At 57.0% G+C, this 13,631-nt stretch carries 13 protein-coding genes; 9 read left to right on the top strand and 4 right to left on the bottom strand.

What is annotated here, in order from left to right:
- Position 1: 1 nt before the first annotated feature.
- Both P8935_RS20110 and P8935_RS20105 read right to left on the bottom strand, forming a co-directional pair.
- A complete protein-coding gene (locus tag P8935_RS20110) occupies positions 2-382 on the bottom strand; it encodes an MmcQ/YjbR family DNA-binding protein (protein WP_348262096.1) in 381 nt (126 codons plus the stop codon).
- Positions 383-433: 51 nt separating this feature from the next.
- The gene (locus tag P8935_RS20105; RefSeq protein WP_348262095.1) at positions 434-982 is read right to left on the bottom strand and encodes a DUF4440 domain-containing protein; all 549 of its coding nucleotides are present in this window, start codon (positions 980-982) and stop codon (positions 434-436) included.
- Positions 983-1,261: 279 nt separating this feature from the next.
- Between P8935_RS20105 and dxs the strand changes: the two genes are divergently transcribed.
- A complete protein-coding gene (gene dxs, locus P8935_RS20100; protein ID WP_348262094.1) occupies positions 1,262-3,151 on the top strand; it encodes a 1-deoxy-D-xylulose-5-phosphate synthase in 1,890 nt (629 codons plus the stop codon).
- Positions 3,152-3,328: 177 nt separating this feature from the next.
- The gene (locus tag P8935_RS20095; protein ID WP_348262093.1) at positions 3,329-4,771 is read left to right on the top strand and encodes an amidohydrolase family protein; all 1,443 of its coding nucleotides are present in this window, start codon (positions 3,329-3,331) and stop codon (positions 4,769-4,771) included.
- 24 nt (positions 4,772-4,795) lie between these two features.
- Here the strand turns inward: P8935_RS20095 and P8935_RS20090 are convergent, their stop codons facing one another.
- Both P8935_RS20090 and P8935_RS20085 read right to left on the bottom strand, forming a co-directional pair.
- On the bottom strand, positions 4,796-5,323 hold the full coding sequence (locus P8935_RS20090; protein ID WP_348262092.1) for a cyclase: 528 nt from the start codon (positions 5,321-5,323) through the stop codon (positions 4,796-4,798).
- A 73-nt stretch (positions 5,324-5,396) separates the two neighbouring features.
- A complete protein-coding gene (locus P8935_RS20085; RefSeq protein ID WP_348262091.1) occupies positions 5,397-5,960 on the bottom strand; it encodes a fasciclin domain-containing protein in 564 nt (187 codons plus the stop codon).
- Positions 5,961-5,997: 37 nt separating this feature from the next.
- On the opposite strand from P8935_RS20085, the gene P8935_RS20080 reads away from it, so the two are divergent.
- The 7 genes from P8935_RS20080 to P8935_RS20050 all read left to right on the top strand — a co-directional run bounded on the left by P8935_RS20080 (position 5,998) and on the right by P8935_RS20050 (position 13,630).
- Positions 5,998-6,714, top strand: coding sequence for a DUF2127 domain-containing protein (locus tag P8935_RS20080; protein WP_348262090.1), 717 nt, complete (start codon positions 5,998-6,000; stop codon positions 6,712-6,714).
- Between the two features lie 378 nt (positions 6,715-7,092).
- Entirely contained in the window at positions 7,093-7,542 is a 450-nt protein-coding gene (locus P8935_RS20075) for a division/cell wall cluster transcriptional repressor MraZ (protein ID WP_348262089.1), read from the top strand.
- 35 nt (positions 7,543-7,577) lie between these two features.
- Positions 7,578-8,489 (top strand): 16S rRNA (cytosine(1402)-N(4))-methyltransferase RsmH, encoded by a 912-nt coding sequence (rsmH, locus tag P8935_RS20070; RefSeq protein ID WP_348262088.1) that lies wholly within the window; start codon positions 7,578-7,580, stop codon positions 8,487-8,489.
- Positions 8,490-8,640: 151 nt separating this feature from the next.
- Positions 8,641-9,150 carry a cell division protein FtsL gene (locus P8935_RS20065; RefSeq protein WP_348262087.1) on the top strand — a complete coding sequence of 170 codons (510 nt, stop codon included), beginning with the start codon at positions 8,641-8,643 and terminating at the stop codon, positions 9,148-9,150.
- A 135-nt stretch (positions 9,151-9,285) separates the two neighbouring features.
- Complete coding sequence (locus tag P8935_RS20060) at positions 9,286-11,583, top strand: penicillin-binding protein (protein ID WP_348262086.1); 2,298 nt, start codon at positions 9,286-9,288, stop codon at positions 11,581-11,583.
- 17 nt (positions 11,584-11,600) lie between these two features.
- Positions 11,601-12,071, top strand: coding sequence for a YcxB family protein (locus tag P8935_RS20055; RefSeq protein ID WP_348262085.1), 471 nt, complete (start codon positions 11,601-11,603; stop codon positions 12,069-12,071).
- Positions 12,072-12,124: 53 nt separating this feature from the next.
- Positions 12,125-13,630: a UDP-N-acetylmuramoyl-L-alanyl-D-glutamate--2,6-diaminopimelate ligase gene (locus P8935_RS20050; RefSeq protein ID WP_348262084.1), complete on the top strand. Its 1,506-nt coding sequence runs from the start codon at positions 12,125-12,127 to the stop codon at positions 13,628-13,630.
- The last annotated feature ends 1 nt before the right edge of the window (position 13,631 follow it).

Here is a 13,631-nt window from a genome sequence, read left to right as displayed (position 1 = left end):
TTTAGCCATCTTCGAGCAATTGGAGCAGCTTTTTTGGTGCAGTCTGCGTGTAGCTTGCAAGCAGAAGTTCCTTCACCTCGGTCCAGTCCACGGTGGGGCGATCGAGCCGCAGGCCGACCCAGCCGCGCGGTCCGATGTAGGCGGGCATATAGAACTTTCGTGGATTCGCCGCGATCAAGCGTACGTTTTCACCGGGAAGCACTTTACAGCAGACGCTTACGATGCCGTCGCCATGATGATCGTTGAGATAGTAGGCGAATACTTTTTTGCCGACTTTGAAGCTGGCGTGCGAACTCTGGTCTTCGCGCGCAGCCAGCGGCAAGCCGAAACATATTGCGGATAATTTGTCGAAGCGCTCTTGCGTCTTGTTGGTTGCAGACATTTCCAACCTCCGACGAATAACAAGACCGATGCCCTTTACGGGCGATACTTGTCAGGAATTCGGTACCTTGCAACAGTCGCCTGCGGCTGCGGGTTCGTTGGCGCCGGCATCAAGGACGACTTTCCAGCTTCCGTCTTTCTCCTTCCGCCACATCGTGATGTAACGGCCCGATGTCAACACCGGATTGCCTGCGGCATCCTTGCTGTGTCCTTCAAAATGTCCCCATGTGTATCCCATGTCACCGGAAGGTCCCATCTGCGCATCGGTGGTGGTCCACGTGAGTTGATAGACCTTAGGGTCCCAGTTGGCCGACTTCACGATGGCGACCAATCCGCTGACCGGGGCCTGACCGTTATTGAGAGCGACAGCATCCTGCGAAAACCAGTCTGCGAATGCCGCGCCTCCCCGCTCACGAACATCCTTGGCGAAACGCGCATCCAAGTCGAAAAGCAGAACCTTTCCCGGCTTGGCCGTGGGGTCCATCAGCGGATTGGGCGCTTCCTGCTGTCCCGGCATGGGCAACTGTCCCCATGCGGCGTTCGCAGCGACGCAAGCTGTGATTGTAATCAGCCCAAAAGCGCATAAAAATCCACGTCTCATTCCCATTGATCCTTGCATCCCATTCATTGGTGCACCTATCCCCCAGAATCGTACACAATCGGGGCGAACCGTGTTCCAAATAGGCTTTCAGCCGTTGCCAGTTTGTCCAATCGAAGCAATACCTTAGGGGCGACATTGCGTCTAACATCACGGCGCCGGAAACTGCCCCATTGGTATACTCATGGTTGGCAAAGCTGGCTTGTCAGAGCGGTAGCCCGTTGCGTTTCGGGTTGATTGCCAACGATTTTGCCCGGGTTTGCTGCCGGGGAGAGGGTATGTATGGGTGCATTGCTTGAGACGATCCACTCGCCGGCCGACCTCAAGCGCCTCAACCCAGCGCAGATGGCCGAACTGGCCGAAGAGATACGCGCATACCTCATCCAGACACTGTCGAAGACCGGCGGTCATCTTGGTCCCAACCTCGGCGTCGTTGAACTGACACTCGCGCTGCACACCGTATTCGATACGCCCACAGACCGCATTCTTTTTGACGTAAGCCACCAGGCGTACATCCACAAAATTCTTACCGGCAGGCTCGATCGCTTTGCAACCATTCGCCAGCCGGGCGGACTGAACGGTTTCATGCTGCGCACCGAGAGCGAGCACGACTGCTACGGTGCTGGGCATGCAGGGACGGCGCTCTCTGCAGCGCTGGGGATGGCAGTGGCTCGCGATCTGGCAGGCGGCAAAGAGAACGTAATCGCAGTTGCTGGAGACGCGGCATTCACCAACGGCATATCGTTCGAAGCGCTTAACAATATTGCCGATCAGACCAAGAAACTCATTGTTGTGCTCAATGACAACGAGTGGTCAATTGATCGCAATGTCGGCGCGATTGCGCGTTACTTCCACCGGATCGTTACAAATGAGCACTACAACCGGCTGCACGACTCCGCGCGCCGGATTGTTGAGAAGATCGGCGGCAAGACCGCGGTCGAAGTGGTGCGCCGTGCTGAAGAAGCTGCGAAGAGCATGCTGTGGCCTTCGATCATGTTTGAAGAATTTGGCCTCCAGTATTACGGCCCAATTGACGGCCACAATCTGCCGCTGCTGATCGAGACATTCAAATTTCTCAAGGCTGAGAATCGTCCTGTCCTGCTGCACGTGCTGACGCAGAAAGGTCGCGGATTCCAGCCGGCGCTCGATGGACAAAAGAAATTTCACGGGCTCGGACCTTACGATCCGGAGACAGGCATGACCAAGCCTGCCGGCGTTCCGACATATGCCGAGGTGTTTGCCAACACGCTGGTACAGATGGCGAACAAGAATGATCGTATTGTCGCGATAACTGCGGCGATGCCCAACGGCACCGGTCTCGATCTCTTCCGTCCACATCATCCGAAGCGCTATTTCGATGTGGGCATTGCCGAGGAGCACGCGGTTGTTTTCGCCGCAGGTATGGCGACGCGCGGTTTCCGCCCGTTCTGCGCTATCTATTCGACTTTTTTGCAACGCGCTTTCGATCCCGTGGTGCATGACGTGGCGCTGCAAAAACTTCCCGTTGTCTTCTGCATGGATCGCGCCGGTCTTTCGGGAGATGATGGCCCAACGCATCATGGATTATTCGACATCAGTTATTTGCGCGGCATTCCTGACATGGTGCTGATGGCGCCCAAAGATGAAGACGAACTCGCCGACATGATGGCGACATCGCTTACGATCGATGGTCCCAGCGCGATCCGCTATCCACGCGGCGCTGTCGCCGATGTGCAGTGCAAGACTGAGCCGCAGCCCATCCCGGTGGGCCAAGCAGAAGTTCTTAGCGATGGCTCCGATGTCGCGATTCTCGGCCTTGGACCGATGACGACTTACGCGCGTGAACTTGGCGAGCGCCTGGAGAAGGACGGGTTCTCCGCCGCTGTCATCAATCCGCGCTTTGTGAAACCGATCGATCGCGAAATGCTCGCCACCTATGCACGACGAGTAGCAGCCTTTGTGACCTTTGAAGATCATGTGAAGATGGGCGGCTTCGGATCGGCAGTCATCGAGGCGCTGCAGGAGATTGGGAGCGCAGTTCCGGTTGTTCGCATCGGTTGGCCCGATCAGTTCATCGAGCATGGCAAGATTGAATCGCTGCGCGCGAAGTATGGCCTGACTGTCGATGAAGCATACACGCAGGTGATGCCGCTATTGCACGCGCGCAAACGCCGCACGCTGGTTGCGAGCTGATGCATATGCTTCCAATGCACTTCGTGAAGCTGAACGATGGCGCCTGATTTGTGCGCATTCCGCAACATCTGTCTCCTGCATCGAGTCCCTGCCACATCTAAGAGCGGTATGGCCGTGTGCGACAATCCAGAAGATAAAGTTTCTCGTATGCGACCTTTATGTAGAGTTCTGGCGTGGATGCTTTTGACGTTGTCGGCAGGCATTCCCGCTTTTTCGCAAATTGAATCCCAGGTCGCGCCCAAGCCGGCTCCCGTTCCACTCGTTCTACTTGGTGGCACCATCACCGATGTCAGCGACTGGGGCCGTTCCGCTCTTGACCAGCAGAACTCCATCGTCATCATTCAGAACGGTAAGATCACCGATGTTGGTTCGCGTTTCCTTATCCCGGTGCCCAAGGGCGCGCAGGTAATCGACTGCACGGGAAAGTTCCTTGTTCCTGGGCTGATTGACGGTTTTACCGGGATGAATAGCCAGGGGCAGGCCAGCGCCCATCTCTACATGGGCGTGACCACGATTGTTGCCAGTGGCGACGATCGCCGCGGTCACATCGATTTTTCCGCGAATCCCAGCCCGCATTTATACCTGCTGGATTCGGTTGGCTCCACAGATAACTGGAGCCTGCTGATGGGGCACGACAACTGGACCGCGAAGTTGCGCGAGGGCGCGCATCCTGTGGAGCTTAGTCCCGAAGACACGGCAAACCAGATCAACTCGACCGCGCATCTTGGCACGCGTGTTCTATGGCTCGGTTGGAACCTTACTGCTGCCAACACCCAATGGATCATTACCCGCGCGCATCAACTCGGGATGGTGACATACGGTGAATTCATTTCGACGCCGTACAGTGTAGGCATTGATGCGGGCGTTGACGCGCTGTTGCACATGAGCCGTTATGAACTCGGTGTCGTGCCAGACGAACTGCAGCGTCCGCTCGTGGACGATCCCTATGGCGCCGCCGCTAACACCGCTTACGACTACGCAGAACATCTGCCCCCCAGCGATTCGCACTTCCGCAATTATGGGCATTTCATCTCAACGCATCATGCGGCTTTGATGCCCACCTTCAGCCTCTTCTACCTGAATTTGCCCAACCATCGCGATCTGTGGAAGGAACCCGCGGCCAGCCTTCTCAATCCGATGAACATGTTCATGCCATCGAACCGGAGCACGGGCGAACTTGACTACCCGCTGTCGCCGTGGACGCGTCATCTTCCTAACGTCACGGTGAGGTGGATGGAGGAGAGTCAGCGTAAAAAGGCTGATTTGTCGGCGATGCGTCTATGGCGGATCAACCAGACCATCTTCACAGGTGCTCCGCATTACCTCGCCGCATCAGGAGCCGCTGCTTTTGGCACGATGCCCGGCATCTCTCTGCATACGGAGATGGAGATGCTGGTGCGCATCGGCCTTTCGCCGCGCGAAGCGCTGGCCGCGGCCACCAATAACTACTCCATTCAATTCGGGTGGAACGAACTCGGACTGATCGCTCCAGGCCGGCGTGCCGATGTCCTCATTCTCGATGCTGATCCCACTAACAATATCTGGAACGTTCGGCGAATCTCCACGTTGATCGTCGATGGCAATATCATCGATCGCGAAGGACTGCTTAAACGCAAATAAAGGGTCGGCGCACTCCCCGCGCTGTTAGTTGCCGGTAATCAATCGGACGAGACGTTCCTGCCGTTCTGCGAATGTTCTCTCCAATTCTCTGCGCACAACGCTGCTGCCCATTCGACCGAGCGCGCCGAAGGGAAGAGCGTAGATGATGCGGTCGGTAACCACTGTGCCGCATACACCGCTCTGCATCTCAGTACGCGTCTGATGGCAATGACGAAACTGAGCGAACGGACCGCGCACCTGTTCATCACAAGAGTGGCTGCCCCAGGCAAACTTCGTGACGCGGGCAAGCCAGCTGGCGCGGAATGGCAGCCATGGTACGGGACGAAAACTTACCAGAATCTCTGAACCGATGCCCGCCGCAATCTGTTCGTGCGGGATGGCCCCACCCGTGTTGGATCCCTTTGCGTGTGCCGGAACAATGCGCAGTTCTTCAATGCGCGTCTGTGAAGCCTCGGGCATGAGCTTCGGCAGGTTGTGGGGATTCGCAAAGAATGCGAATACCACTTCCTGCCGAATTGGAACCCATTGGCTGGTTGCAAATCTGTACGCCATTTGCGGATTTCGACCTTACCAAAAGCCGGGCATACAGAATTCGTCCGAGGGCCCGGCAATTGTTCCAGACGATCTAGTTGGGGAGTAATACGGAGTCTACTACGTGGATCACGCCATTGGACTGGAATACATCAGCGATCGTCACCGTGGCGGTGCCTCCTTTTTCGTCGGTAAGGATGACTTTTCCGTCATCTATGGAGGCAATGAGTTTGCCGCCTTCAACGGTTTTGAGCTCTGCCTTGCCGCCGCCCATCTTGATCATCTTCACGAGATCGGCCGAACTCACTTTGCCGGCGACTACGTGGTAGGTGAGGATCTTGACCAACTGATCTTTGTTCTCAGGTTTCAGCAGGGTGTCAACCGTGCCGGCAGGCAGCTTCTCAAATGCGGCGTTTACGGGTGCGAAGACCGTGAAAGGTCCGGCGCTTTGCAGGGTATCCACGAGCCCCGCCGCCTTAACCGCAGCTACCAGTGTTGTGTGATCCTTTGAATTGACGGCGTTTTGGACGATGTTCTTGTTGGCGTACATCGGGGATCCGCCTACATCAGGGTCTTTTTGGGCGATTAAGGATGCAGCAGAGCAGGAAATCGCGATAACGGTTACCGCGGTCACAAAAGTCTTACGTGCGTGAAGCATGTTGTGTTGCCTCCGATTGGGGGAATTGACTACTCTCATGGAACGCTTCGGCACATCGAATGGATGCGAGGGTTCAAGCCGCACTTTGACCCAGTCCACAAAACATCTCGGCTTTGGCGGTGGCGATAAACCCGCCGCATTTCACAGAGACTTGGCGGCTCGTCTCCGTTCGGCGGAACTGCCGGATGCGGGCTCACGTAAGATGAAAGAGACGGTTCGTTCAGGTTTCGAACTGCCAGAGACCATGAGCGATTTCAATCCGCACCTAGAGCTGGAGCGGCAGAAACACAATCGATGGCTCGTCCTCATCGCAGCCTACAAGTTTCTTCTCGCTGCGATGTTCATTGCGGTCGGTGTAGGCGCGCTGCGCCTGATGCACAAGGACATTGACGACGTCATCAGCCACCTGGGCGATATGCTCCGGTTCAATCCCGAGTCACGCTTCGTCAACTTCCTCTATGACCGGGCGACAATCATCAACGATCCGCTCTTAAAGCGCATCGGCGCACTCGCGTTCAGCTACGCGGGTGTCAGCCTTCTCGAGGGGATTGGACTCTATCTTGAGAAGGCCTGGGGCGAATACCTCACGCTGGCAATCACAGCGTCCTTCCTTCCGTGGGAGATCTTCGAGGTATTTCACCGGCTGACGTTTGTGCGTGTGGGTCTGCTGGTGGTGAATCTATTCGTATTTATCTATTTGTTGAGGATCGTGGTTTCGCGCCGGAAGCCAGTCGAAGCCGCCCTCACGGAGTAGTTTCGCTTTTTGTTCCCCTATAAATCCAACCGACTCTTTTGAACAGTGCCTACCTGCGCACGGTAATCAAAGGTATAAACACTACATCTTGTGGTGGCAGCTTCGCGACCTCTATTAGGAGATTCCCGTGGAGGGAATTCCCGCCCCTTCTGGCTCTAACCCACTAAAGTAACGGGGTTTCAACAGATTTAGACGTTGGAGTGGAAAACTCCCTGGGCTATTATCGTGTCTGAAGTGGAGTGAAGTGGAGCAGACGGGAGTAAGTAGCCCGCTTTCAAAGTAAGAATACTCCGATTTCACCGATTTCAGGGCCGAATCAGCTATCGCATTGCAGGTTTGGAACCAGCTTTTGTACCGAGGACGAGGCAACTACTACTTATGTTCAGGGGCAATCATCCAGCGAAAGTTGATGAAAAGGGGAGGCTTAAGCTGCCCTCCGCCTTCAAGCAGCTGGTGGATGCCAACACGGTTACGCAGTTTTATGTCACGTCCACCGATGGCAAGTCCGCCGAGATCTGGCCACTGCCGGAGTGGGAGAAGGTGGAGCAGCAACTCGCTGACTCCAGCACCATGGACGACGCGGTTCGCAAGTACCTGAACGTGACCAGCTATTACGGGCAGCAGGTGGAGATGGACAACCAGGCGCGGTTACTCCTCCCCCAGATTCTCCGCAATGCTGCGCAGCTGGATGGGGAAGTAACGGTTTTTGGAATGAGAACGTACCTGGAAGTTCATAACCGGGGAATCTTCGAACAGAATCTGGCGGCCAATCTGTTGACGGCCGACGATCGAAAAGCAATGGCGGAAATTCTTCGCCGCAAAAGCTAAGGGCGATTAGCCCAATTGCCCCTCAGGGGGAGCACATGTCGACACGAAGCGAACGTCATGTGCCGGTTCTTTTACAAGATGCGATTCAGTTTTTGAATGTGCGCGCAGGCAGTGTCATTGCAGACTGCACGCTCGGACTCGCGGGGCATGCGACAGAGATCGTCCGACGCCTTGGTCCGACGGGTCGCCTGATTGGTTTCGATCGCGATCCCGAGGCACTCGAACTCGCCAAGATCCGGCTCGATCAGGTCGGAGCGGAACTCGGCAGCGAGGCACCTCAAATAGAACTTATCGGCGAGGCCTTCAGTTCCATCAGCAGCCATGTGAAGCCAGGTTCGCTCGATGGCATTTTGGCCGACTTCGGGGTAAGCAGCCTGCAGATCGACGAAGCGCGCAGAGGATTTAGTTTTATGGCGGACGGACCGTTGGATATGCGGCAAGATACGCGATCCGGTCCTACCGCCGCACAAGTGGTGAATGAGGCGAACGAGCGCGAGCTTGCCGACCTTATTTACGAATACGGAGACGAAAGGAGGTCGCGGAGAATCGCCAGAGCCATTGTTCGCGGGCGGCCAATTTCAACGACCGGGCAGTTGTCCCGGATCGTTGCTTCAGCCGCCCCAGCAATGAAACAGGACAAGATTCACCCGGCAACGCGCACGTTCCAGGCGCTCCGGATTTACGTGAATCGCGAGTTAGATGAAATTCGGTTGCTGTTAGAGGCCGCACCAAAGTTGCTTAAGCCCTCCGGACGACTGGTAGTCATCAGTTTTCACTCGCTGGAAGATCGCATCGCGAAAGACATTCTGCGCGAATACGCGCACCAGGGAAGTTTTGAGGTGTTGACCAAAAAACCGGTCACCGCCAGTGAAGAAGAAACAGATCGCAACCCGCGTTCGAGAAGCGCCAAGTTGCGAGCAGCGGAAAAGACAGTTACTAGTTTTTAGCTATTGGCTACTGTGAAGGCACTTAGTAAGTCGCAACAAGAGAAGGACCGACAAAAGCAAGCAATGTTTACTTTGCTGAGTCGAGCAAAACATATTCGCAAGATTCGGGCTAGCAGCTAGAAGCTAGCGGCTAGAAGCTAGGAGAAACGACATGGCTGCATGCACCGCAACATTATTCGATACAAAACCCGGCTGGGCCACTCGCGTGGCCGAACGCAATGCCGCCCTGTTGGCACAGCAGTCCATGCGTCGTCGCGGAGTGCGCACTCCGGAAGTGATCTTTGCGCACCACATCGACAATTCGCGTCTGGTGAAGGCAGCTGACCCCGTACGCGCGCGGCAGATGCGCACCTTCTCAGCCGCGCTCACGGTGCTGTTCTCACTCATCATGTTCTATGGCCTGCAGCACTTCAACGCCATTGAGAATTCGTATCGCATCGAGTCAGAGAAGCAGGTTCGCGATCAACTGCGCGAAGAAAACAGGCAGCTCCGCTTGAACGAGGCGCAGCTCTCGCAGCCGGGCCGCATCGATGGCATGGCGCGTCAGCTGGGAATGAGCGAGCCGCAGCCCGGTCAGGTTGTGCACGCCACCACGCACATCGACAATGGTGCCCCAGTGCTTGCGCAGGTCAACGCTCCGGCGTCGAACCCAGTCAACTAATCAAATTTCGTCGACCTTGGGCCGATTTTTCGGCGCCCGATTATTCAGCAGATACCCCGACGCGCGCATAGTGCGATTCGCCGCATTGTGTCGCGCATCGATGCTCTAATCTTAAAGTCGAATCGCTGGTTAAACATGCAGGCAGCTCTCCGCGCAACCCGTCTTCGCACTGTTACCTCACGCGCCATGCCGATGAAGCTGGCGCGTTTTTGGCTGGTGTGCGGCTTCTTTCTTTTCTGGGCCGTTGCGATTGCCACGCGCCTATTCTGGTTGCAGATTGTGCGCCACAGCGATTACGTTGAGCGCGCCCAGAAGCAGCAGCAGCGGACATTTGAAGTTGCGCCCCGTCGCGGCGTTCTTTACGACCGCAACATGCACGAGCTCGCGATGACAGTGCAGGTCGACTCCATCTATGCGGTGCCCTCGGAGATCGACGATCAGAAAACCGCCGCGCGTACCCTTGCCGCGATCGTGCATACTGATCCGGAAGACAAGCTCACGCGCGAAGACCAGATCGCGCACCGGCTCGACGAGGGCAAGAATTTCGCCTGGATCGCGCGCCGCGTTACACCCGAGGTCGCTGCCAAGGTCAAGGCCCTGAACATGAAGGGGCTCTATACGCAGAAGGAGTTCCAGCGTTTCTATCCGGACAGCAAGATCGCGGCGCAGGTGCTGGGATATGTAGGGCTGGACGACAACGGACTAGGTGGAATCGAAGGCAAGTTTGACGCGAAGCTACACGGTGTCTCCGGTCGCATGTTTACCGCCATGGATGCGCGCCGTCGCGTGATCGGTTCCGCGGCCAAGGAACCGGAACCCGGCCAGAATCTGCAACTGACCATCGACGAAAATATCCAGTTCATGGCCGAGCGCGCGCTCGATCACAACATGGAGCGGACGCATGCCGACAGCGGCACGGTGGTGGTGCAGGATGTTCACACCGGGCAGATTCTCGCGCTGGCGATACGGCCTACATTTAATCCGAACCAGTTTCGTCACACGACCCCGGCGCTGCTGAAAAATCACGCGATCAGCGATGTCTACGAGCCCGGCTCGACGTTCAAGCTTGTCACCTATTCCGCCGCGCTTGACCAGGGCGTCACGCACCCCGATGACATGATTGACTGCCAGGGCGGCCAGATCAAAATGGCCGGCGGTCGCATCATTCACGATGACAAGGCCGATCACTACGGCGTGATTCCCGTGCATAAGGCGCTCGAAGTTTCGAGCGATGTAGCCGCGGTAAAACTGGCGCTCAAAATGGGGCCGGACAATTTCTACAAGTACATTCACGATCTCGGATTTGGGGGCCGAACGGGTCTCGAACTGCCGGGAGAAACGCGTGGGTTATTGCGCAAGCCCGCCCATTGGGGATCGTCTTCGATTGGTTCGATTGCGATCGGCCAGGAGGTCGGCGTAACTCCAGTTCAACTGGTATCGATGGTTTCGACGATTGCGAATGGGGGAGTCTACCTGCCGCCCCATGTGCTGATGGCTGGCCAACTCGATGCGAATGGCCAGAAGTCTACAGCGCCACAGGTGCCACAACCATTTAGAGCGGGGAACGAACTGCCTGATCCGCTGCCGACGGGTGCGCATCGCGTGCTGTCAGAACTTACCGCGGCTGAGATGCGCAAGATGATGGAGGGCGTCGTCCTCTACGGCACCGGCAAACCGGCGCAGCTCAATGGCTACTCTTCGGGCGGAAAGACGGGCACTGCGCAAAAGGTCGATCCCGTCACGCATCTCTATTCAAAATCGATGCACGTAGCGTCGTTCGCCGGAATCGCACCGGTAAACAATCCAGTGATTGCCGTGGCCGTGATCATGGACAACCCCAAGGGCGCGTCTTATTACGGCACTGCGGTCTCGGCCCCGGTCTTTTCCGAGGTGGCCCAGCAGGTTCTGGAATACCTGAACGTTCCGCACGACGTGGATGTGCGTGCAACGAAAACGCCACTGAAGGAAGCGAAGGCCGAGCCGATTCATGAGGATGATTCGGATGCGGATCAGGCGCGGGTAAACGCGCTGTTTGCCGCAGCCAATGATCTACCGGCGGATGATCCGCTGCGGCAGCCGCAGCAGGCTGTAGCGCAACCCGCGCCGGAGATCGCGGCACAGTCGGCGTCTACTGAGGTCGGAAGCGGCAAGCCTGACGCTGCCGCAAATGGATCCGAAGTGGCCTCGAATCAGCCCGACGTCGCGACTACGACGCCGCCGCAAAAGACTTCCAACTACATTACGGTGAGTGACGGAAAGAAATTCAGCGTGCCTACGCTGGTGGGATTGCCAATCCGCAGCGTAATCGAAATGACGGCGGCCGCGGGGCTTCAGGTGCAGATCAGTGGCAGTGGGACGGTGCGCGAACAAGCTCCGGCTCCCGGAACGCAGGTGCCTACCGGCACGAAGATCATTGTGCGCTGCGGAAGATGAGTTGTTGAGTTGATTGAATGACAATCCACTATTCACTCAGGCGGTTTGAAATCCTTCGCACATTTCTTTTCATTTTGCCGCGCTCTCCCAGAGTGCTGACGGTCGTTCTTATTCTTTCCGCGTGGCCGGCATTCACCTACCTTTCGAGCAAAGGCGCATTTTCCCGGACTCTGACCCTGACGGACATCGTTTTCGCGCTTCTTTGGATGATTGGCGCCTTTTTTGTTCTGCTCTTCTGGATGTTTATCCGCGCCAAGACGAAGGAGCGAATGCTCAGCATCTCCGATAAGGGAATCAGTACCGAAATAGGGCGAATCAAAGCAGATTATCCATGGCGGAAGGTGAAGGAGATCAAAGATGTAGGAAGATACGTCGTCATCGTAAACCGAAGCGGAAACGCATTCTTCATCCCGCGTCGTGCATTTGCAAATGCGGAACAACGAATAGAATTCCTCGAGAAACTCAATCAATGGTGCCCGAGGAACTGATACCGGCGTAATCACACGCACCATTCCGTCCCGCCATCTACAATCATCCAGACATGCATTGGCCCGATCTCATCGCCGAAATCACTGCCGTTGGATCCTCCGGCACTGCCGCACAGCCCATCACGGGTATTGAGTACGACTCGCGCCGGATTCGGCTCGGCTGCGTGTTTGTAGCGATGAAGGGCGGCTCGACCGACGGAAACCGATATATCAATAAGGCCATCGACGCCGGCGCTATTGGCATCATCACGGATTCATCGCACTCCTACGATCACCTGGTGGTCTACAAGCCCGAGGTTGCCGTCGCGGAAGTCGAGCACGGCCGGCGCGCCTTGGCCGAGGCATCCGCTGCTTTCTTCGGCCACCCCGAGCGCGTACTCGCGGCAACCGGAATCACCGGCACCAACGGCAAGACGACCACGGCATTTCTTGCGGAATCCCTTTTGAATGCGGCCGCGCGCGAAACAGTTCTGATCGGCACCATTGAGTACCACGTTGCTGGAGAGGTCCGCCCATCGCTGCACACCACCCCGGAGTCCCGCGATCTTTTCGAGCTGATGGCCGACGGCGCGAGCCGCGGAGCCACGGAACTCGTCACTGAAGTTTCAAGCCATGGTCTCGATCAGGGCCGGGCATACGGTGTTCCGTTTGATGTCGCCATCTTCACCAACCTGACGCGCGACCACCTCGACTACCACCAGACGATGGAGAAGTACTTCGCCGCGAAGCGCTTGCTCTTTGAAGGCACCATGTATCCGCCGCCGCGCGTGGCTGTGCTGAACGCGCATGATGAGCGGACTCCTGAACTCGCTGGGGCCGCACGCATCGCCGGAGCGGAAGTTAGAACCTACGGAATTGGAATCGGCGATTTCCGCGCCGCGTCGCACACACTGACACCGGGCGGCGCTGTCATGCAGATCGAGACGCCCGCCGGATCGGCCGAGGTCCGATCGCACCTTGCCGGCGAAGTGAATATTCTGAACCTTCTTGCCGCCTTTACCGCAGCGCACGCGCGCGGTATTTCGTTCGATCAACTTGTCGGATCTGTGCCGCAACTCACGCCGGTGCCAGGGCGCTTTCAGCCGGTGGATGGCGGGCAGCCGTTCACCGTAATTGTCGACTACGCACATACTGACGACGCGCTGCGGAATCTGATTGCTCTTGCGCGCCAGCTTGTTGCCAAATCCGACGGCCGCATTATCACTGTCTTCGGCTGCGGCGGCGACCGTGACCGCACCAAGCGGCCAAAGATGGGCTACGCCGCGGGCGAGGGGAGCGACTTCGTGGTTGCCACCAGCGACAATCCGCGATCGGAAGAACCACGCGCGATCCTCAATGAAATAGAGCCGGCACTCAAGGCCAGTGGCGTTCGCTACTCGGTTGAGCCAGATCGCACTGCTGCCATCCGCTTCGCACTCGGATCCGCCAAGGCCAACGACGTGGTTTTGATCGCCGGCAAAGGGCATGAGAAGGAACAGATTCTCGCCGATCGCACAATTCCATTCGACGACTCAGAAGTTGCACTCGCCGCATTGCGCGATTTGGGTTACGGTGGATAGC

The sequence above is a fragment of the Telmatobacter sp. DSM 110680 genome (assembly GCF_039994875.1).
Classification (GTDB): Bacteria; Acidobacteriota; Terriglobia; order Terriglobales; family Acidobacteriaceae; genus Telmatobacter.
The sequence above is the reverse complement of the archived record's forward strand: the minus strand, read 5'-3'. Positions and strand labels throughout refer to the sequence as shown.

Excerpts from the sequence above, each read along its gene's own strand:
- P8935_RS20105 (WP_348262095.1), bottom strand. The coding sequence starts at position 982 with ATGAGACGTGGATTTTTATGCGCTTTTGGGCTGATTACAATCACAGCT.
- P8935_RS20080 (WP_348262090.1), top strand. The coding sequence starts at position 5,998 with ATGGAACGCTTCGGCACATCGAATGGATGCGAGGGTTCAAGCCGCACT.
- P8935_RS20090 (WP_348262092.1), bottom strand. The coding sequence starts at position 5,323 with ATGGCGTACAGATTTGCAACCAGCCAATGGGTTCCAATTCGGCAGGAA.
- P8935_RS20110 (WP_348262096.1), bottom strand. The coding sequence starts at position 382 with ATGTCTGCAACCAACAAGACGCAAGAGCGCTTCGACAAATTATCCGCA.
- P8935_RS20055 (WP_348262085.1), top strand. The coding sequence starts at position 11,601 with ATGACAATCCACTATTCACTCAGGCGGTTTGAAATCCTTCGCACATTT.
- P8935_RS20075 (WP_348262089.1), top strand. The coding sequence starts at position 7,093 with ATGTTCAGGGGCAATCATCCAGCGAAAGTTGATGAAAAGGGGAGGCTT.
- dxs (WP_348262094.1), top strand. The coding sequence starts at position 1,262 with ATGGGTGCATTGCTTGAGACGATCCACTCGCCGGCCGACCTCAAGCGC.
- P8935_RS20085 (WP_348262091.1), bottom strand. The coding sequence starts at position 5,960 with ATGCTTCACGCACGTAAGACTTTTGTGACCGCGGTAACCGTTATCGCG.
- rsmH (WP_348262088.1), top strand. The coding sequence starts at position 7,578 with ATGTCGACACGAAGCGAACGTCATGTGCCGGTTCTTTTACAAGATGCG.
- P8935_RS20065 (WP_348262087.1), top strand. The coding sequence starts at position 8,641 with ATGGCTGCATGCACCGCAACATTATTCGATACAAAACCCGGCTGGGCC.
- P8935_RS20060 (WP_348262086.1), top strand. The coding sequence starts at position 9,286 with ATGCAGGCAGCTCTCCGCGCAACCCGTCTTCGCACTGTTACCTCACGC.
- P8935_RS20050 (WP_348262084.1), top strand. The coding sequence starts at position 12,125 with ATGCATTGGCCCGATCTCATCGCCGAAATCACTGCCGTTGGATCCTCC.
- P8935_RS20095 (WP_348262093.1), top strand. The coding sequence starts at position 3,329 with ATGCTTTTGACGTTGTCGGCAGGCATTCCCGCTTTTTCGCAAATTGAA.